This window comes from Acinetobacter sp. YK3 (assembly GCF_001729365.1).
Classification (GTDB): domain Bacteria; phylum Pseudomonadota; class Gammaproteobacteria; order Pseudomonadales; family Moraxellaceae; genus Acinetobacter; species Acinetobacter vivianii.
Genome location: NZ_LZPJ01000076.1, coordinates 1 through 18,903, shown reverse-complemented (window position 1 = coordinate 18,903; position 18,903 = coordinate 1). Strand labels below are relative to the sequence as shown.

Below are 18,903 nucleotides of genomic sequence, written 5' to 3'. Positions count from 1 at the left end.
TCAGGGTGCGCCAAGCAACAGTTTATATTGATAGTGATGCACTACAATATAATTTCAACCGCGTTAAACAACTTGCTCCACATTCAAAAATTGTCAGTATGGTCAAAGCCAATGCTTACGGACACGGAGTTAAAGATTGTTTAGCCGCCTTGGATGCCACAGACGCCTTTGGTGTCGCCTGTTTAGAAGAAGCGCTAGAAATCAGGCAACTGGGATATACTCAACCGATCACACTGATTGAAGGTATTTTCTCTGCAGATGAAATGACCCATGTCATTGAGCAAAAGCTTGAATGTATCGTTCACCATACCCATCAAGTTGAATGGCTGATCCAGCATAAACAAGCCTACAATGCATTGGGTTTAAAAGTTTGGGTAAAGCTGAATAGCGGAATGAACCGTTTAGGCTTTAAAGTCACTGAAATTATTGATGTTATTCAACGTTTAAAAGTAGAAGGTTTTACCTGTGTGCTCGCCATGCATTTCGCCAATGCCGATGTAGATCACCCACTGAATGAACAGCAAATAGAACAATTCTTACAGGTTAAAGAGGCATGTGCACCGATTTTGGCCTCATGCTGCAATTCAGCGGCAATTTATAAATATCCTGAACTGCATTTTGATTTTGTCCGTCCTGGCATCATGCTATACGGCGCCTCCCCATTTGTAGATAAAAATATACATGATCTCGATCTCAAGGCTGTAATGACCTTTAGTGCAGAAATCATTGCTTTGAATGAAATCCAGCAAGGTGAATGTGTGGGCTATGGTTCAACCTATGCAGCAACCTGCCCTTCAAAAATTGCCATTGTTTCGATTGGTTATGGAGATGGCTATCCACGTGCCTATACGCAGCAGAATTTTGTGGCCATTGACCAACAGCTCGTTCCCGTCGTTGGACGTGTCAGCATGGATATGATGGCAATTGATATCACCAATATCAAAGCTGAACTTGGCACGAAAGTGGAGCTTTGGGGAACCAATCGTCTCGTAGATGATGTTGCAAAAGCAAACGGAACCATTGGCTATGAATTATTGTGTCGTTTAAGCAATCGACCACGACGTAAAGTCATTTAAGTGCACAAAAAATCCAGACCAATGTCTGGATTTTTTATTTATACCTAATTAAAGATCATAATCTGCTGTCGGCTTTGGTAACTCTTGTAAACCACGGCGTAATGTCTCCGACCATTGCTTACTAATCTGGGTAAAGTAAGGATCATTTTCACTAATCCGCTTGCCCGTGGGGATCTTGAAGCTATCTTTATGATAAACCAGCGCATCCAATGGTAAACCTACAGATACATTTGAACGTAATGTCGAGTCAAAGGAAATAAGCGCACAACGCAATGCATCATCTAAAGGCATTTTGTAATACAAAGCGCGATCCAGAATCGGTTTTCCGTATTTACTTTCACCAATCTGGAAATAGGGCGTATCCGTGGTTGCGCAAATAAAATTACCCTGCGGATAGACATTATACAGCTGCATTTTGTCGCCCTGAATTTGGCCTGCCACCAAGATACTGCAAGAATAATTTATCTGTTCATGTGGATCTGCAGTGATATCTCCAAGTACCTTGCGTAAGGTTTTACCAATCAGTTCGGCCACCTCAAACATAGTATTGACTGTATTCAGATTAGGTTCCTGTCGTAACACCAGCGCATTTTGCAAATGTCCAATCACCGCTTGGGTTGTCGCTAAATTGCCTGAGGTTTGCAAGGCTATAAAGCGCTCGCCTTCGACCCCAAAAGTGTGCAATTTCCGAAACACAGAAATATGATCAACCCCAGCATTAGTACGGGTATCACTAATCAGTACCAGACCCTGTTCTAATCTTAAAGCACAACAATACGTCATCTTTTTCTCTCTACATTTGACAAGTCAAAACCTGAACCGTAGACACCTTTTAAATGAACATTTTTTACTCTTATTTAAAATATTTAAGCAAAAGCGTGCTCATTTCAGTCGTAAATACGTAATCTGGATAGGATGGACTTGCTAATTAGGTATAGTTTTTTTATTGTGTGTGCTTTAGACCATTGAATTACGTATTACGCTTATGTCATCCGTACAAGAAAAAGAAACTTCAAATAGCCTTTATCGCCAGTGGCAAATTTTATCCCGTCTTTCTACAGGGAAATGGATGGGTACCCGAGAATTACAAGAAATTTTAGAACGTGAAGGCATTGATATTAGCTTGAGAACGATTCAGCGCGATTTAAATCAGATTGCGCAGCGTTTCCCTATTGAAAGTAATAAAACCGTCCCTCAAGGGTGGCGCTGGCGTTCTGACGCACCTATTCAAAGCTTGCCACACATGACCAGTTCGCAAGCGGTAACGTTCATGATGGTTGAAGAGCATTTACGTCACTTGCTTCCACCCAGCTTATTAGAAGAAATGACCCCTTGGTTTGATCTTGCCAAACGTAGCCTTTCTACCCAAAACAACGTGAGACAATGGATTAACCGCGTTCGAATCGTACCTGCGACCCAGCCACTCATCCCACCAGTAGTAGACAAGCATGCTCAGCAAGCGATTTATGAAGGTTTATTACAAGATAAACAGATTGAATGTATTTACCGTGCCAGAACTCATCAAGGTGAAGATAAAACCTATATCCTGAACCCATTGGCATTGGTACAAAAAGGTGCAGTGATTTACTTGATCTGTACCCGTAACGATAAAACTGAGGTTCAGACCTTTGCCTTACATCGTTTTAAATCTGCGACCGTACTAGATAATCGCGCATTACATCCTGTGAATTTTGATATTGATAATTATATTGAATCGGGCGCTCTCGGTTTCCGTGTGGACTATAACAAGCCAACTGAACAAATTCAGTTAAAACTGACGATGAGCGAAAGTACAGCACGAAGTTTTTATGAAAGTCAGCTCAGCAAGGATCAAGTCATTCAGCCGTTGGAAGAGAATATTGTTGAAGTTTCTGCAACAGTTCCCTTTACCTCACAACTGGTCTGGTGGCTCAGAAGTTTTGGTAAAAAGATTCTAAATATTGAACCTGCCGCTGTTTATAACGCAGTGAAAGAAATTGAAGAGAGTGAGCAATAAAAAAGAGAACCTTTCGGTTCTCTTAGACTTTTTATAATTTTTATTATTCAATCATCAGTTTTTTATTATTCTTGTTTTAAATGTCAAACCAACCTCTCTCCCCGCCTTGATCAAAATTGGTTTGCACCTTTTTTAGCGCTGTGATGCAAAACAACATCGGCACGCCAATTCATAGCCGTTGTAGCGGATTCTCTTTTTCGTCATAGTTAAAACCCTCTTTGTTTGAACGTAAAGCTAATATAACGAGGATTTTTGAGGCTGTGAAATAACAAAGTCTGGAATCCAAAGCTGATTTTTTGCTATCACAATTTTCTAGACCAAAGACATATTATTGATCATCTTGATGCTCAAACAAGGTCTCAAAACGATGTAAATGCGTAAAACACCCAATTTGTGTTTGATATTGATCAATTTGAGGCACTAAGCGCTGAAAATGCTCAGACTGTACATGTAAATCCAGTGCTGCCCGATCGACCCATTCCTCAATAAAAACAAAATGCCCTTTTTGCTTATGGTCATGGTAAAGGTCGTAAGCGATACATCCTGCTTCCGTTCTGGTCTTTTCGACAAGCTCTTGATACAGCGGTAAAACTGCATCAGTGTGTTCGGGTTGGATAAAGTCTTCTGCAATTAGTTTTAAAGTCATATTGGCTCTTATTCTTCTGAAATTTTTCCATAAAAAAAGCTCTCAAATTCATGAGAGCTTTTTTGTCACCAACTCAGCTTATGCTGAAAATGGATGACGTAATACGATTGTTTCTGCACGGTCAGGACCTGTTGAAACGATATCAATTGGGCAACCAATTAACGTTTCAATGCGGCGTACATAAGCCAATGCATTTGCAGGAAGTTGATCGATTTGAGTCAAACCTACAGTAGACTCGCTCCAACCTGGCATTGTTTCATAAATCGGCTTCAAGCTTTCGAATGAAATCGCATCAGAAGAACCTGCACAGCCTGAATCTACATCTTCATAACCCACACAGATTTTCACTTCTTCTAAACCATCTAATACATCAAGTTTAGTCAAGCAAATACCAGACAATGAGTTTACTTCAACTGAACGACGTAGAATTTCTGCATCGAACCAACCACAACGACGTTGACGGCCAGTAGACGCACCAAATTCATGACCTACAGTACCTAAATGACGACCAATCGCATCACCTGTATCGGTTGCAGCATCATAGTGCAATTCAGTTGGGAATGGACCAGCACCAACGCGTGTTGTGTATGCTTTGGTAATACCCAATACATAGTCTAAATGAAGTGGGCCCATACCTGAACCAGAGCTTACACCACCAGCAGTGGTATTCGAGCTAGTTACGTATGGATATGTACCATGATCGATGTCAAGTAATGAACCTTGTGCACCTTCAAACATGATTGCCTTACCTTCTTTACGGTAATCATGTAACACTTTAGTCACGTCAATCACTAACGGTTCAAGCACTTCACGCCATTGGTTGCAAAGCGCAAGTACATCTTCAAACTTAACTTCTTCAACGCCATAGAATTGAGAAAGCTGGAAGTTATGAAGTTCAAGCATTTCCTGAAGTTTTTCTTCAAGCAATGCACCGCCACGGATCAAGTCAGCTACGCGTACAGCGCGACGTGCAACTTTATCTTCGTAAGCTGGACCAATACCACGACCTGTCGTACCGATTTTTGCGTTACCACGTTTTTTCTCACGTGCTTGGTCAAGCGCAATGTGGTTTGGCAAAATTAATGGACAGTTTGGAGAAATACGTAAACGTTCTTTAACAGGTACGCCTTCTTCTTCCAGAATCGCCATTTCTTTAATTAGGGCTTCAGGAGAAAGAACAACACCATTACCGATTAAGCACAATACGTTTTCACGTAAAATACCTGATGGAATGAGGTGCAATACAGTCTTCTTACCACCTACCACAAGAGTATGACCTGCGTTGTGTCCGCCTTGATAGCGTACTACCGCAGCCGCTTGATCTGTGAGCAGGTCGACGATTTTACCTTTTCCTTCGTCGCCCCATTGGGTACCAAGTACCACAACATTTTTGCCCATAATAGCCTCATTACATCATGCTGTTAAAATTGGAAACCAAGTCTTAAATACTTGGCAATTAAATCTTTTCAATTACCCACTGACCATTTTGAGACACCATCTGATGGGTCGCATATGGCACTGAGCTTAAATCATCATTACCTAACAATTGCACCACACGTAAACCTTGGCTACGCGCATCTACAATTGCATTCAATAAATCTTGTTGATTGCCTTTTGGCGCGACGACAGTTTCGATTTCGACAAACTGTGTTGCACCTAAAGCATATAAGTCACAACTGAAACCTGTTGCTGGACGCGCACGACCAAAGTGTTCACCAATACCATCATAACGTCCACCTTGAGCCAGTGGCGCAGCACGATTTGGTGCATAAATGGCATACATCAAGCCCGTGTGATAGTGGTAACTACGTAGTTCAACCACGTCAACACCCACATTCAGATTTGGCCAGCTTGACTGGATTTGCGCTAATGTTGTTTTCAATGCATCAAACGCAATCTTGAAATCAACATCATTTAAAATTTCTTGGCTTAAATGTGCTTGTAATGCATCCAAATCACTTGCATAGCGACCTAATGCATAAAAGTCCGTACCCATCGCTAAATCTTGGGTAAATTCTTCAAGCTCAGGTAATGCCTTACGCTGATATAAATCAGAAAGTTCACTTTCGGTGTTTTTATTCAGACCCGCATGTTTCACCAGACTACGGAATAAACCGACATGGCCCAGATCTAAATGCGCACCTTCAAGCGTATGTGTGTGCTGAATTAAAGCCAGCATCACATTGACCATTTCAACATCAGCTTCGATGCTGTCATGACCATACAACTCTGCACCTAACTGTAAAGGCGCACGTGTTGCATTAAAATTCTGTGGTTTAGTATGCAAGACTGAACCTGCATAGCAATAACGTGCCACACCTTCAACCGGGCGTACATGGGCATCGATACGTGCAACTTGCGGTGTCATATCCGCACGAACGCCGAGTAAACGGCCAGACAGTTGGTCAATTACTTTGAAAGTAACTAAATCTAAATCTTGATTCGATTCTGAAAGTAAAGACAACGATTCAATGTATTCAATAAATGGCGTATACACCAATTGATAACCTCGAACTGCGAGGAAATCTAACGCTTCTCGACGCAACGTTTCAACAACTTGCGCTTGTTCGGGCAATACATCTGCTACCCCGTCAGGGAGCAACCATGTCTCTGAAATGGTCATGTTCCAAACCTAAAATCTGTTCAATGTGGAGGCATCCACACAAAAAGCAACCACATAAAAAAATCGGGTGAATGCCCGATTCAGCGTAGTGTAGCACGAAGATTTATGTGATGCACCTTCGAATTTGCATAAATCTTTATAGTTTTATAATCCGTCCACCTCAACTCGAATATAAAATTAATGATTATATTCAATAGATTGAGTGATTACATTTGAAAGCCTTGTCCATGTTTTTAACCCCAAGAACTGTCCAACATCTGAACTATCGCCTTGCTTCCAGTTGATCAAATTCAATTTTTTGATTGCATCAACAGCCTGAGTATTGAATGCAAAACAGCCGTTCTCTAATTTGGCATTATTTAAACGTTGATTTTGCTTCATCCATAAATCAATTGGAGAATCTCCACCTTGATAAGGATGACTTTTCTCATAGGCTAAATGCTTATCAGCATCCCATAACTGGCCTGAAATGAATTGGCTATTTGTACTTTGATTTTGGCTATTCCCTAATCTACTGTATGTTTCAAGCGTCTCTAAATTTTCTAATGCAATGACGTTATAGCCATGCCACTGTGTATCTAAAAGTCTAAAATATTTTTTATCTTCATCCAGATCATTATATAGATCGACAATTTGCCGCTTCTGTTCATTAAAAGATGAAAAATCAGAAAATGAAAAATCAGACTCAAGATAGGCTTGATTCCACTGGGTCTGTTCTAGGCGGTAACAATAACTACCTTTAGGAAATACGGCGTTTTTATAGGTCAAATAAAATTTAATTAAATTCTGGTCAAGTCGATCAGGATTCGCTGTTAAATCAAAATGATCTCTATAACCCGGCATTACGCGATCAAAAATATTTTGACCTTCTAATTTTACCAGTTGAAAGTTTAAATTCTGCTTAAGTTCAGGTGTCCGTTCATAAAGCCATTGGGTAGAAGATAGTCGTTTAACGACATTTGATTGTGGCGTACCTTTTTCTATCACTTTTGTTTCAGTCAATATCTTCTGGTCTAAAGGCTCATTATGTGACTTATTGAAATTAATCTGATTATTTAATATTGAATACTTGGTAATTTCAAATTCATCCAAATATCGTTCCAAAGAAACATTTGGAGATTGATAATAAACTTGGTAAAGCACATCTTCCTGAGTTGGTTTTTCTTCAACTTTAGATTCGTCACTATGACCTGAGCCCCCACCGCCACAAGCCGATAACACCAGACCCGTTGCGATAATACAAATACTCTTCTTTTTAAAATCCCACTTCATAAAATTACTTCATCTTATTTTTTATAAAAATCATATTATATAAATCAACCATATAATACAAAATGTATTTTAATGGTTCTTGTTACTACCTTTAACCATCATTTCTAACACATTCACCAATTCAACATTCTGCTTTTCTAATGCAGCAATATTTGCCACCGTTCGATCAAGCACTTCCTGTTGTACATGCATTTTTTTGGCAATATCCTGCATGATTTCCAGACTTTTTTTGAGATGCAACTCCAGATGCACTACTTTTTCCTCAAGTTGTACGATCTGAATATCAGCAGGTTGTTGAACTTCGGTATTTTTAAACTGAAACCAGAATAAAAATATCACTGCCCCTAATAAAAGCAGCAGAAAACCCCAAATCAATATAAATGTCATCCGTTGCTCCGAATTATTTATTATCTGTTCTTAAATGTTATTCATCACAAAATGATTCACACAAATCCAGTAAACGATTTGCATAACCCCACTCGTTATCATACCACGCAAAAACTTTCGCTTGGTGTCCCACCACCATCGTCTGCGTTAAATCAACAATTAAAGAATAAGGTGAATGATTAAAGTCACTCGAAACCAAATCCTCATCTGTTACTTGCATAATCTGCGCATAATCAAACTGAGCCGCCTTAGTGAGGACTTCGTTAACTTTATGCACGGTAATGGGTGAGTGCGAAACAAAAGTTAAATCAATCGCTGCGACATTAATGGTCGGTACACGAATTGAATAACCATCAATACGGTCTTCCATTTTTGGCATGACCTGTTTTAACGCGCCTAAAGCACTCGATGTGGTTGGAATAATATTTTGCCCAGAGGCACGCGCACGACGTAAATCCCGATGCGCATGATCCAATACTGATTGATCGGCTGTGACTGCATGGATTTCAGTCATTAATGCCGTATCAATACCAAAGGCATCATCAATGATTTTAACCAGCGGAACTAAAGCTTGAGTGGTACACGACACGCTGGAAATAATCTGATCGCTTGCTTTGACGTCATTATGGTTCACACCATAGACAATCGCAGCATCAACTGAGTCAAAAGGCGCAGCACCAATAATGACTCGCTTCGCACCTGCTTCGACATGGCGGGTTGCATCGGCACGTGAACGGAATAGACCTGTACATTCCAGTACTACATCAATATTTAAATCCGCCCAAGGCAGTAATTCGGGTTGCTCTTGTTTCAGAACTTGTAGTTTTAATTGGCGTTGATTGGACTCAATGTTCAAAAAAATACATTCATTTTCAATCAGAATTTCAACTTGCCCAACAAAGCGACCATGCGTAGTATCGTACTTAAATAAATGTACCAGCGTCTGGACATCAGCCACATCATTAATCGCAACGATTTCAAATTGAAACTGTTTAGGACTTTCAAACCATGCACGTAATACATTCCGACCAATTCGACCAAATCCATTGATAGCGATACGTTGCATGTAGCGTCCTTATTCATAAAAACATCATCTTTTCTGTGCTATATGGTAAAACATCAGTTGCCCTATTGAATATAGATTTTTAGCTTAAACACAGTTTTATATGATATTGCTTGTAAAATCGTTGGTGAGGCGGGTATTTTCCGTTATAATTTAGCACTTTTAAAATCTATGCCACGCAATGGGTTCGATTGTAAAACGTTAAAAACAACGTACCTTATTGCATATAGCCAAATTCAAAATTATGGAGTGTCTTGGTTGTGAGTACTCGCTTTATGACATCAGCTGAAATCCGTGAAGCATTTTTGCGTTATTTCGAATCGCAAGGGCATACACGTGTCGCTTCGAGTTCTCTCGTTCCCGCCAACGACCCAACTTTGCTGTTTACCAATGCTGGTATGAACCAGTTTAAAGATTGTTTCTTAGGTCTAGAAAAGCGCGATTATGTACGTGCCGTTTCATCACAAAAGTGTGTCCGCGCTGGCGGTAAACACAATGACCTCGACAACGTAGGCTATACCGCGCGTCACCATACCTTCTTTGAAATGTTAGGTAACTTCTCTTTCGGTGATTATTTCAAACAAAACGCGCTTAAATTTGCGTGGGAATTCTTGACCAGTGAGCAATGGTTAGGTTTACCGAAAGATCGTTTATATGTCACGGTTTATCACACTGATGATGAAGCGTTTGATATCTGGAATAAAGAAATCGGTCTAGACGCAGATCGTATTATCCGTATTGGTGACAATAAAGGCGGACAATACGCATCAGACAACTTCTGGGCAATGGGTGATACAGGCCCATGTGGTCCTTGTTCTGAAATCTTCTATGATCATGGCGATCATATCTGGGGTGGCTTACCGGGTTCACCTGAAGAAGATGGCGATCGTTTCATCGAAATCTGGAACAACGTTTTCATGCAGTTCAACCGTACTGCGGATGGTGTAATGCACCCTCTTCCAGCACCATCTGTAGATACAGGTATGGGCTTGGAGCGTATTTCTGCGGTATTGCAACACGTTAATTCAAACTATGAAATTGACCTGTTCCAACACTTATTAAAAGCAGCAGCTGAAATCATTGGTTTAGATACCACTGCAATTGAAGCTGAAGCGAAAGCTCAAAATAAACCAGTTGAATACCCTGCTTCTTTAAAAGTGATTGCTGATCATGCACGTTCATGCTCATTCCTGATTGCTGACGGTGTTAATCCTTCAAATGAAGGTCGTGGTTATGTATTGCGTCGTATCATTCGTCGTGCAGTACGTCATGGTAACAAGCTTGGTGCGACTGGTTCATTCTTCTACAAGATGTTGCAACCACTGATCGAAGTGATGGGCGATGCTTATCCAGAACTTGCTGCACAGCAAGCACGTATCGAAGCACAGCTTCTTAAAGAAGAAGAGCAATTTGCGAAAACACTTGAGCAAGGCCTGAAATTACTTGAAGGTGAATTGGCTCAACTGAAAGGCAATGTGATTCCTGGTGAAACTGTATTTAAACTTTATGATACTTATGGTTTCCCAACAGATTTAACTGCGGATATCGCACGTGAGCGTGATCTTACGATTGATGAAGCTGGTTTCGAAGTTGAAATGGCTGCACAGCGTCAACGCGCACGTGATGCAGGTAAATTCGCAGTTGACTATAACAGCATTGTAAAAGTTGAAGGCGAAACTCAATTTGATGGCTACGATGCAACTCAAGGCCAAGGTCAAATTGTTGCGATTTACAAAGATGGCGTTCAGGTTGATGAAATCAACGAAGGTGATGAAGCACTTATCGTTCTAAACCAAACCCCTTTCTATGCAGAAAGCGGTGGTCAGATTGGTGACACTGGTATCTTCAAAAACGATACAGGTATCTTCGAAGTACAAGATACTAAAAAATCTGGTGGTGCTTTTGTCCATCAAGGTATCGTGACCATGGGTAGCCTAAAAGCAGCTCAAAATGTTGAAGCGACTGTTAAAGCAGATATCCGTGCTGCAACAGCGCGTAACCACTCAGCGACTCACCTCTTACATGCAGCTTTACGCCAGATTCTTGGTGAGCATGTTCAACAAAAAGGTTCTTTGGTTGCAAGTGACGTTTTACGTTTTGACTTTGCCAATGACCAACCTGTTTCATTTGAACAATTGCAACAGATTGAACGTTTAGTCAATGCTGAAGTGATTGCAAATACTGCAGTAACTACTGAACTGCTTGATATCGACACAGCAAAAGCCAAAGGCGCAATGATGCTGTTCGGTGAAAAGTATGGTGAAGAAGTTCGTGTATTGTCGATGGGTTCAGTCATTGAAGAGAAAAACTTCTCGATCGAACTTTGTGGCGGTATTCACGTTAAGCGCACAGGTGATATTGGCTTATTCAAAATCACTTCTGAAGGTGGCGTAGCTGCAGGCGTTCGTCGTATTGAAGCCGTGACTGGCACTAAAGCACTTGAAGTGGTTCAAAAATCTGAAACTGATATCCAGACGATCAATGGCTTGTTGAAAGCGCAAAAAGACCAAACTGTAGAGAAAGTTGAAGCGATTGTCGAAACCGCTTCTAGCTTACAAAAGCAAATCGAACAATTGAATCAGAAATTAGCAAGCTTCCAGGCTGCTGACTTACTTGATCAAGTGAAAGAAATTGCTGGTCGTCAAACGTTAATTACAGCTGTACAAGGTTTGGATGCCAAATCGTTACGCAATCTACATGACAGCGTAAAATCAAAATTGGAAGATGCAGTCATTATTTTAGCTGGTGTTGATGGCGATAAAGTGAGTTTAATCGCCTCTGTCGCTAAACAATATGCTGCAACTCTAAAAGCAGGTGACATCATCAAACACTTGGCTCAAGAGCTGGGTGGTAAAGGTGGTGGTAAACCTGACTTAGCACAAGGTGGCGCGCCACTTAACGAGAAGTTTGATCAAGTCATCGCAGCATTACCTGCTTGGCTTGAGCAATAAACAAAACTTCACTTTTGTGTAACTGACCCTGATGCCTCTCAGGGTCATGGCTTATATGGAACAACTATGGCATTAATCGTTCAAAAATATGGCGGTACCTCTATGGGTACTCCTGAGCGCATTTTAAATGTTGCTCGTCGTGTCAAGCGCTGGCATGATCACGGTCACAAGGTGGTCGTGGTTGTATCTGCAATGAGTGGTGAAACCAACCGCTTACTTGCGCTTGCCAAAGCCATTACCAGCACCCCTGACCCACGTGAATTAGATCAAATGGTGTCAACGGGTGAACAAGTAACGATTTCCATGTTAGCTATGGCACTTAATTCAATTGGTGTAGAAGCTAAATCATATACAGGTCGTCAGGTTGGTATCAAAACAGACAGCGCGTTTACCAAAGCACGTATTGAGTCAATTGATACTGATGTGATGACGGCTGATTTAGATGCAGGTCGTGTAATCGTTGTTGCTGGCTTCCAGGGTTATGATGCCAATGGCAATATCACAACGCTAGGTCGCGGTGGTTCTGATACTTCTGGTGTTGCGCTTGCAGCCGCACTAAAAGCAGATGAATGCCAAATCTATACCGATGTGGATGGTGTTTATACCACTGACCCACGTGTAGCGCCTAAAGCGAAAAAAGTCGACCGTATCTCTTTTGAAGAAATGCTTGAAATGGCATCTTTAGGTTCAAAAGTTTTACAAATTCGCTCTGTTGAATTCGCAGGCAAATATCAAGTTCCATTACGCGTATTATCAAGCTTTGATAATGAAAATGATGGCGCATTTGATGAAGATTTCAAACAAAACGTAGGCACACTAATTACGACTGAGGCAGAAGACGATATGGAACAACCAATCATTGCAGGTATTGCATTTAACCGTGACGAAGCAAAATTAACAATTTTGGGTGTTCCTGATGAGCCAGGTATTGCATCTAAAATCTTGTCGCCAATCAGTAATGCGAACATTGAAGTGGATATGATTATCCAGAATGTTGAAGAAGATGGTACAACTGATTTCACTTTCACTGTAAACCGCAATGACTTGGCAAAAGCGAAAGCGATTTTAGACCAAACGGCAAACAGCATTGAAGGTTGTGAAGTTGTAACGCGTGATGACATCGTAAAAGTATCAATCGTGGGTGTTGGCATGCGCTCTCACGCAGGTGTAGCGAGCAAAATGTTCACTGCATTGGCTGAAGAAAGCATTAATATTCTCATGATTTCTACATCAGAAATTAAGGTTTCTGTCATCATTGAAGAAAACTACCTTGAGTTGGCAGTTCGTTGTTTACATACAGCTTTTGGCCTAGACCGTGAACACGGCGAAAGCAGTGCTCGTGCTTAATTAATAGCTGCTTAAACATATTTACTTGTGAGTAAATAAGAAAAAAAACAGAGCCACTATAGTTTTTTTTATAGTGGCTCTGTTATATTAGCCTTGAGGTTTTTAAGAAGATTCTCACAGAACTTACGAAAAAGAATGTTTTTTACATATTTCTGTTAGAATTTTCTGTATATTAGGCTGTGCTTTCGAACAATGAATTCCCTGTCGCAAGTTTAAGCGTTTAGCAAGGAGATAAACATGCTGATTCTGACCCGTCGTGTCGGAGAAACATTAATGATTGGGGATCAAGTCAGTGTTACTGTGCTTGGCGTAAAAGGCAATCAGGTGCGTATTGGTGTAAATGCTCCAAAAGAAGTTTCTGTGCATCGTGAGGAAATTTACCAACGTATCCAACATGAACGTGCCATGCATGAGCATCTGCAACATCTTGATCAAGATTATCAACATTCTTATGAAGAAGATAATAACGAGTTCCCTCGTCATAATAACTTCAACCGTTAATGTGCAGAATTCTTTTCTGAACAATTAAAGCGACTATTTATAGTCGCTTTAATTGTTTATAGACCTAGTGCTTTTTTAACCGGTCCATAACTGCGGCGGTGTTCATCAATCACACCATGGGCCGCAATCGCTTCAAAATGAGCCTTGGTTGGATATCCTTTATGTTTGGCAAAGCCATATTCAGGATATTGCTGATCAAGCACCTGCATCTGGCGATCACGTGTGACCTTTGCCAGAATACTTGCTGCACTGATCTCAGCATGACTCGCATCTCCCCCTACAATTGCTTCACATGCAATCGTAATTCCTTTTGGAATCTGATTACCGTCCACAATCACCTTTAAAGGCTGAGTATGCAAGTTTTCGACCGCACGACGCATTGCCAGAAAAGTTGCCTGTAAAATATTAAACTCATCAATTTCAGCATGGGTCGCTTCAGCAATTGACCATGCCAAAGCCTTTTCCTGAATTTCCAAGAATAATTTTTCGCGCTTCTTTTCTGTTAGCTTTTTAGAATCATTTAAACCTTCAATCGGATTATCTGGATCTAAAATGACGGCAGCGGCAACAACAGAACCTACAAGTGGCCCACGTCCCGCTTCATCTACACCCGCAATTGTCATACTACTTCTCTCAAAATAGGCTGATGACTCAGCCTGATCTTATTAACCTGCTTTTTTAAACGTTTCCGCCACACATGCATTTACAGTTTGTGAAACCACTTGAGTCACAATTGTTGCACGAGCAGTAGGATCAATGGCAGCTGTCGCTAATTCAACTGCTGTTACGCTGTTTGGCGCTTTTTCGCTAACACAACCACAAACTTCAGTCTGGATATTTTCACGTTGTTCAGCAGTCATTACGCGTGTTGCTGTTTTCCATGCTGGTAATGTATTAATCTCATTAATACATTTTGCATTTACCGCAACTTTTAATGCCGCCATACCCAATTGTTGAGAAGTCGCGCCAGCCGAGTTGCTGCCATCTGGTGTTACACATCCTGTTAGGGCTAAAACAACAGGGGCAACAATAAGTACCAACTTTTTCATGATTTCTTACCTGTATCTAAATTTTTGGCAGGCGTATTGTGCCTAAACAGCAAGTTTTATGATATGACTCAATGCAATCTTTACATAATATAACAATTATAACTTAACAATATCTTGATGACCGTTCTAAGCATAAAACGCTCCGTTACATTTCCATTGTATGAGAAAGAACCAAGCCTAATTAAAATTAAAAAAATCCCATCTACAACAATGCCAGGATGTTGCAATGCCAACCTCAGCACAATACTACACGCGTACGGCACAAGTTATTCATTGGCTCATGGCTGCAATTTTTATCACTGCCTGGTTGATTGGCTTTTACAGTGGTAACTTTCTTAGCTATGACGTTGATGGTAGCTTTAAAGGTAATGTCATCACACTTCATAAGAATATTGCCACGACCATTATTTTCTTAGTGATAATCCGAATTTTTTGGCGCTACACCCACCCTGTTCCGCAACTGCCAGATACCATGTCACCGATGATGAAAACACTGGCTCATGTCGGACATTTTTTCCTGTATCTAATGTTATTAGCTTTACCTATAACAGGCTGTTTATTTAGCTGGAGTGCTGGGCATCCTGCACCCGTTTTATATTTATTCGAAATTCCACGTTTAGTTCAAGATAATCCTGACCTACTGGCGATTGTTAAACCATTGCACATTTATCTTTCTTGGTTTGCAGGTTTACTGGTTGCGGGACATATCTTGGCTGCGATTAAACATCATGTTGTTGATAAAGATAATGTCTTACTCAGCATGTTACGCCAGCCAAAAAAGTAGAACATTCAGATATAAAAAAACCGCTTTACGCGGTTTTTTTATTTTTTAAAGCTGATTAACTTCAGTAATCCACTTTTGCTTTTCTTCATCAGAAATAAATGAAGCCTCAAAAGAGTTAATCGCAAGTTGCTTTAATTCTTCATTGCTCAGATCCAGCGCCTGATGAATGGCAACAAAGTTATCATTCATATAGCCACCGAAGTATGAAGGATCATCCGAGTTCACCGTCACATGAACGCCTTTTTGCAACAAACGGCGAATATTATGCTCACCCATGTCTTTTACGACACAAAGCTTTAAATTACTCAAAGGACAAACCGTCAAAGGCATCTTTTCTGCAATCAGACGCGCCATCAGACGCTCATCTTCTTCAGAACGCACACCATGGTCAATACGATTGACTTTAAGCAAATCCAGCGCTTCCCAGATGTATTCTGGTGGACCTTCTTCACCTGCATGTGCAACGATTAAGAAACCTGCGTCACGGGCTTTAGCAAATACACGCTCAAATTTCGAAGGAGGATGCCCTACTTCACTTGAGTCTAGACCAATCGCAATAATGTCATCTTTGAAAGGCAATGCCTGTTCAAGCGTTTCAAAGGCTTTTTCTTCGCTCAAATGGCGCAGGAAGCACATGATCAATTGGGAACTAATACCCAACTTCTCTTGTGCATCTTTACAGGCACGTTTAAGACCAGCCAATACCGTTGCAAACGCCACCCCACGCTCTGTATGCGTTTGTGGATCAAAGAACATTTCGGTGTGAACAACACGATCTTCAGCACATTTTTCAAAATATGCCCAAGCAAGGTCATAAAAATCCTGCTCATGCACAAGCACATTCGCGCCTGCATAATAAATATCGAGAAAAGATTGAAGATTATGAAAGTTGTACGCCTGCTTCACTTCTTCAACAGATTGATAAGGAATCTGAATCTGATTACGCTGTGCAATAGCAAACATCAGTTCCGGTTCAAAAGTCCCTTCAATATGCACATGCAATTCGGCTTTGGGTAAAGCACGAATCAGCTCGATTTGATTCATATTAACTCCACGTCTAAAGAAAAAAGGGTGTTACCAAATGGACACCCTTTTCGGGTTCTTTGCCTGAACAACCATTCAAACAAAGAATTATTTAAAAATAATAAATCTTGGATTAACCGCCAAATGCCGCGAACTTAAACACCCAAAGCGCAGCAATGATCCAGACCATATATGGTACAGTTTTCGCCTTACCTGTGAATAATTTAACCAGTGCATAGCTAATAAAGCCCATTGCAATACCATCAGCAATTGAATACGCAAATGGCATAAATACAATCGTTAAAAATGCAGGAACGGCTTCAGTAATATCATCCCAGTCGATATTGGTGATCCCCTGGATCATCAACACACCAATGAACAACAATGCAGGTGCAGTTGCAAAACCTGGTACAGATTGAGCCAATGGCGCCAAGAATAAACAGCCCACAAATAAGAATGCCACAACAACAGCGGTCAAGCCTGTACGACCACCCGCTGCCACACCTGATGCAGACTCAATATAAGGAGTTGTTGATGATGTACCTAAAGCAGCGCCAGCAACGATCGCAGTTGAGTCAGCAAATAATGCTTTTTTCAAACGCGGCAATTTACCATCCTGCAATAAACCTGCACGATGCGACACACCAACCAACGTCCCTGTACTGTCAAATAAATCGACAATAAAGAAAACAAAAATCACGCCCACCATACTGGCTGTAAACAGACCTTCAAAGTCCATTTGCATGAATGTCGGCGCAATCGAAGGAATCTCACCGACTACGCCCTTAAATTCATTTAAGCCCAGCAATGTCGCAATAGCAGTCACAGCCAAGATACTGATAATGATTGCGCCACGCACTTTGAATTGATGTAACAATACGATCAACAGGAAGCCAAATAATGCAAGCAATACCGTCGGCTGTTTAATATCTCCCAGCCCAACTAAAGTTGCCTGATTTGCAACAATAATGCCTGAGTTCTTTAAAGCAACCAAAGCTAGGAACAAACCAATACCACCACCAATGGCAAATTTAAGTGACATTGGAATCGCATTGACAATTGCTTCACGGATTTTGAAGAAGCTGATTGCAAGGAAAATAATCCCTGAAACAAAAACAGCAGCCAAGGCAGTTTGCCAAGGCACACCCATGCCTAAGCAGACAGAATAGGTAAAATAAGCATTTAAGCCCATACCAGGTGCTAATGCGATTGGATAATTCGCAATAATCCCCATGACTAAACAGCCGATTGCAGCAGCCAGACAGGTCGCAACAAACACCGCTCCGTGATCCATTCCTGTTTCAGAAAGAATGAGCGGATTTACAATAATGATGTAACACATGGTTAAGAATGTGGTTACACCTGCCAAAACTTCTGTTCTAAAGTTAGTTTTGTTATCGCTTAATTTAAATAAGCGTTCTAACAAACCAGCTGAAGCATTAGGCGTTGTCATAACATAGCACCTGTTAAAATCTAAGATCGTAGGACGTGAAATCTATACTCTTGTGCGACAATCTTTTTTGAATTTGCACAAAAGAGTACTCGAAGCTAGAAAGCAATCTATATGCCAGCTTGGTACTTGTTACATAGACAACATGTATAAATTTAATTTCGCTATCAAAACGTAAAAAGCCGCATATCTTCATGCAGCTTTTTATTTAGTGGTAAATATTTTAACAGATTCTATTTAAAACTTGCGCATCGCAAAGTAAAAAAAGACCACTTAATCGACAATCTCAAGTAAACAATTGAGTCATCTACCCTGTGTGAAGCGGTACACTTCTAATTACTGCGTTTATACGAGGATAAATGGCTACGAGGGTCTTGCTGAATATTATCAAGGCTATGTTCTGCATCTTGGACAATTTTCATGAGCTCTTGGCGCTTTTTCATCTGCGCGTCGGTATAGGCCACATAACCTAAAACGACGATGGCAAAACTCACAAGCAAAGTCAGTGTAATCTTCATTATTATTATCTCTATTTTAATGTTTTCTTTAATACTAGCAAAAAAGTATTAAACAGAGTAAAAATAAGCATAATAAAACCAAAAATGAGAACTACATCACAATTATACAGTTATTCTTAAGGTTTTATTGCTTATTTTTCATACAATTAAATATTAGAATATTACCGTATTTTAAGCAATGGCATTTTATATAATTCTATAAGATAGATATAAATTA

At 40.5% G+C, this 18,903-nt stretch carries 17 protein-coding genes and 1 pseudogene; 6 read left to right on the top strand and 12 right to left on the bottom strand.

From position 1 onward, the window contains the following. The first annotated feature begins 5 nt into the window (after positions 1-5). Positions 6-1,076 (top strand): alanine racemase, encoded by a 1,071-nt coding sequence (gene alr, locus A9Z07_RS07185; protein ID WP_069577790.1) that lies wholly within the window; start codon positions 6-8, stop codon positions 1,074-1,076. Between the two features lie 48 nt (positions 1,077-1,124). Here alr and A9Z07_RS07180 read toward each other — a convergent pair whose 3' ends face one another. After that, a complete protein-coding gene (locus A9Z07_RS07180) occupies positions 1,125-1,859 on the bottom strand; it encodes a proteasome-type protease (RefSeq protein WP_047432498.1) in 735 nt (244 codons plus the stop codon). Positions 1,860-2,061: 202 nt separating this feature from the next. On the opposite strand from A9Z07_RS07180, the gene A9Z07_RS17950 reads away from it, so the two are divergent. Beyond that, entirely contained in the window at positions 2,062-3,072 is a 1,011-nt protein-coding gene (locus A9Z07_RS17950) for a helix-turn-helix transcriptional regulator (RefSeq protein WP_069577789.1), read from the top strand. A 328-nt stretch (positions 3,073-3,400) separates the two neighbouring features. On the opposite strand, the gene A9Z07_RS07170 is transcribed toward A9Z07_RS17950, so the two are convergent. The 6 genes from A9Z07_RS07170 to A9Z07_RS07145 form a co-directional block, all read right to left on the bottom strand. Further along, on the bottom strand, positions 3,401-3,718 hold the full coding sequence (locus A9Z07_RS07170) for a putative quinol monooxygenase (protein ID WP_069577788.1): 318 nt from the start codon (positions 3,716-3,718) through the stop codon (positions 3,401-3,403). A 78-nt stretch (positions 3,719-3,796) separates the two neighbouring features. Beyond that, positions 3,797-5,116: an adenylosuccinate synthase gene (locus A9Z07_RS07165; RefSeq protein WP_069577787.1), complete on the bottom strand. Its 1,320-nt coding sequence runs from the start codon at positions 5,114-5,116 to the stop codon at positions 3,797-3,799. Positions 5,117-5,174: 58 nt separating this feature from the next. Beyond that, a complete protein-coding gene (locus A9Z07_RS07160) occupies positions 5,175-6,341 on the bottom strand; it encodes an ATP phosphoribosyltransferase regulatory subunit (protein WP_004771570.1) in 1,167 nt (388 codons plus the stop codon). Between the two features lie 177 nt (positions 6,342-6,518). After that, positions 6,519-7,613, bottom strand: a complete 1,095-nt coding sequence (locus A9Z07_RS07155) for a hypothetical protein (protein WP_069577786.1) — start codon at positions 7,611-7,613, stop codon at positions 6,519-6,521. A 69-nt stretch (positions 7,614-7,682) separates the two neighbouring features. Beyond that, a complete protein-coding gene (locus A9Z07_RS07150; RefSeq protein ID WP_069577785.1) occupies positions 7,683-8,000 on the bottom strand; it encodes a hypothetical protein in 318 nt (105 codons plus the stop codon). A 37-nt stretch (positions 8,001-8,037) separates the two neighbouring features. Continuing rightward, entirely contained in the window at positions 8,038-9,066 is a 1,029-nt protein-coding gene (locus tag A9Z07_RS07145; RefSeq protein ID WP_069577784.1) for a type I glyceraldehyde-3-phosphate dehydrogenase, read from the bottom strand. Positions 9,067-9,323: 257 nt separating this feature from the next. On the opposite strand from A9Z07_RS07145, the gene alaS reads away from it, so the two are divergent. The 3 genes from alaS to csrA all read left to right on the top strand — a co-directional run bounded on the left by alaS (position 9,324) and on the right by csrA (position 13,862). Further along, positions 9,324-12,014: an alanine--tRNA ligase gene (gene alaS / locus A9Z07_RS07140; protein ID WP_171258955.1), complete on the top strand. Its 2,691-nt coding sequence runs from the start codon at positions 9,324-9,326 to the stop codon at positions 12,012-12,014. 66 nt (positions 12,015-12,080) lie between these two features. After that, entirely contained in the window at positions 12,081-13,361 is a 1,281-nt protein-coding gene (locus A9Z07_RS07135; protein ID WP_004771564.1) for an aspartate kinase, read from the top strand. Positions 13,362-13,598: 237 nt separating this feature from the next. Next, positions 13,599-13,862: a carbon storage regulator CsrA gene (gene csrA, locus A9Z07_RS07130; RefSeq protein WP_004771563.1), complete on the top strand. Its 264-nt coding sequence runs from the start codon at positions 13,599-13,601 to the stop codon at positions 13,860-13,862. A 56-nt stretch (positions 13,863-13,918) separates the two neighbouring features. Here csrA and rnhB read toward each other — a convergent pair. Together rnhB and A9Z07_RS07120 are read right to left on the bottom strand one after the other, a co-directional pair. Continuing rightward, positions 13,919-14,491: pseudogene (gene rnhB, locus A9Z07_RS07125) on the bottom strand (ribonuclease HII); the annotation flags it as partial. A gap of 36 nt (positions 14,492-14,527) precedes the next feature. After that, positions 14,528-14,911, bottom strand: a complete 384-nt coding sequence (locus A9Z07_RS07120; RefSeq protein WP_004771561.1) for a hypothetical protein — start codon at positions 14,909-14,911, stop codon at positions 14,528-14,530. A 226-nt stretch (positions 14,912-15,137) separates the two neighbouring features. Between A9Z07_RS07120 and A9Z07_RS07115 the strand changes: the two genes are divergently transcribed. Continuing rightward, a complete protein-coding gene (locus A9Z07_RS07115) occupies positions 15,138-15,695 on the top strand; it encodes a cytochrome b (RefSeq protein WP_004771560.1) in 558 nt (185 codons plus the stop codon). Positions 15,696-15,740: 45 nt separating this feature from the next. On the opposite strand, the gene A9Z07_RS07110 is transcribed toward A9Z07_RS07115, so the two are convergent. From A9Z07_RS07110 to A9Z07_RS07100, 3 genes are all read right to left on the bottom strand, one after another. After that, positions 15,741-16,739 carry an adenosine deaminase gene (locus A9Z07_RS07110; protein ID WP_069577782.1) on the bottom strand — a complete coding sequence of 333 codons (999 nt, stop codon included), beginning with the start codon at positions 16,737-16,739 and terminating at the stop codon, positions 15,741-15,743. A gap of 112 nt (positions 16,740-16,851) precedes the next feature. Then, the gene (locus A9Z07_RS07105) at positions 16,852-18,171 is read right to left on the bottom strand and encodes an NCS2 family permease (RefSeq protein WP_004771558.1); all 1,320 of its coding nucleotides are present in this window, start codon (positions 18,169-18,171) and stop codon (positions 16,852-16,854) included. Positions 18,172-18,500: 329 nt separating this feature from the next. Continuing rightward, on the bottom strand, positions 18,501-18,686 hold the full coding sequence (locus tag A9Z07_RS07100) for a hypothetical protein (RefSeq protein WP_004771557.1): 186 nt from the start codon (positions 18,684-18,686) through the stop codon (positions 18,501-18,503). Between the last annotated feature and the right edge of the window lie 217 nt (positions 18,687-18,903).

What these genes read in the sequence shown, in the direction of transcription:
- A9Z07_RS07100 (WP_004771557.1), bottom strand. Translation starts at nt 18,686, where the DNA reads ATGAAGATTACACTGACTTTGCTTGTGAGTTTTGCCATCGTCGTTTTA.
- A9Z07_RS07120 (WP_004771561.1), bottom strand. Translation starts at nt 14,911, where the DNA reads ATGAAAAAGTTGGTACTTATTGTTGCCCCTGTTGTTTTAGCCCTAACA.
- A9Z07_RS07115 (WP_004771560.1), top strand. Translation starts at nt 15,138, where the DNA reads ATGCCAACCTCAGCACAATACTACACGCGTACGGCACAAGTTATTCAT.
- A9Z07_RS07110 (WP_069577782.1), bottom strand. Translation starts at nt 16,739, where the DNA reads ATGAATCAAATCGAGCTGATTCGTGCTTTACCCAAAGCCGAATTGCAT.
- A9Z07_RS07105 (WP_004771558.1), bottom strand. Translation starts at nt 18,171, where the DNA reads ATGACAACGCCTAATGCTTCAGCTGGTTTGTTAGAACGCTTATTTAAA.
- A9Z07_RS07135 (WP_004771564.1), top strand. Translation starts at nt 12,081, where the DNA reads ATGGCATTAATCGTTCAAAAATATGGCGGTACCTCTATGGGTACTCCT.
- A9Z07_RS07180 (WP_047432498.1), bottom strand. Translation starts at nt 1,859, where the DNA reads ATGACGTATTGTTGTGCTTTAAGATTAGAACAGGGTCTGGTACTGATT.
- A9Z07_RS07155 (WP_069577786.1), bottom strand. Translation starts at nt 7,613, where the DNA reads ATGAAGTGGGATTTTAAAAAGAAGAGTATTTGTATTATCGCAACGGGT.
- A9Z07_RS07145 (WP_069577784.1), bottom strand. Translation starts at nt 9,066, where the DNA reads ATGCAACGTATCGCTATCAATGGATTTGGTCGAATTGGTCGGAATGTA.
- csrA (WP_004771563.1), top strand. Translation starts at nt 13,599, where the DNA reads ATGCTGATTCTGACCCGTCGTGTCGGAGAAACATTAATGATTGGGGAT.
- A9Z07_RS17950 (WP_069577789.1), top strand. Translation starts at nt 2,062, where the DNA reads ATGTCATCCGTACAAGAAAAAGAAACTTCAAATAGCCTTTATCGCCAG.
- A9Z07_RS07150 (WP_069577785.1), bottom strand. Translation starts at nt 8,000, where the DNA reads ATGACATTTATATTGATTTGGGGTTTTCTGCTGCTTTTATTAGGGGCA.
- A9Z07_RS07170 (WP_069577788.1), bottom strand. Translation starts at nt 3,718, where the DNA reads ATGACTTTAAAACTAATTGCAGAAGACTTTATCCAACCCGAACACACT.
- A9Z07_RS07160 (WP_004771570.1), bottom strand. Translation starts at nt 6,341, where the DNA reads ATGACCATTTCAGAGACATGGTTGCTCCCTGACGGGGTAGCAGATGTA.
- A9Z07_RS07165 (WP_069577787.1), bottom strand. Translation starts at nt 5,116, where the DNA reads ATGGGCAAAAATGTTGTGGTACTTGGTACCCAATGGGGCGACGAAGGA.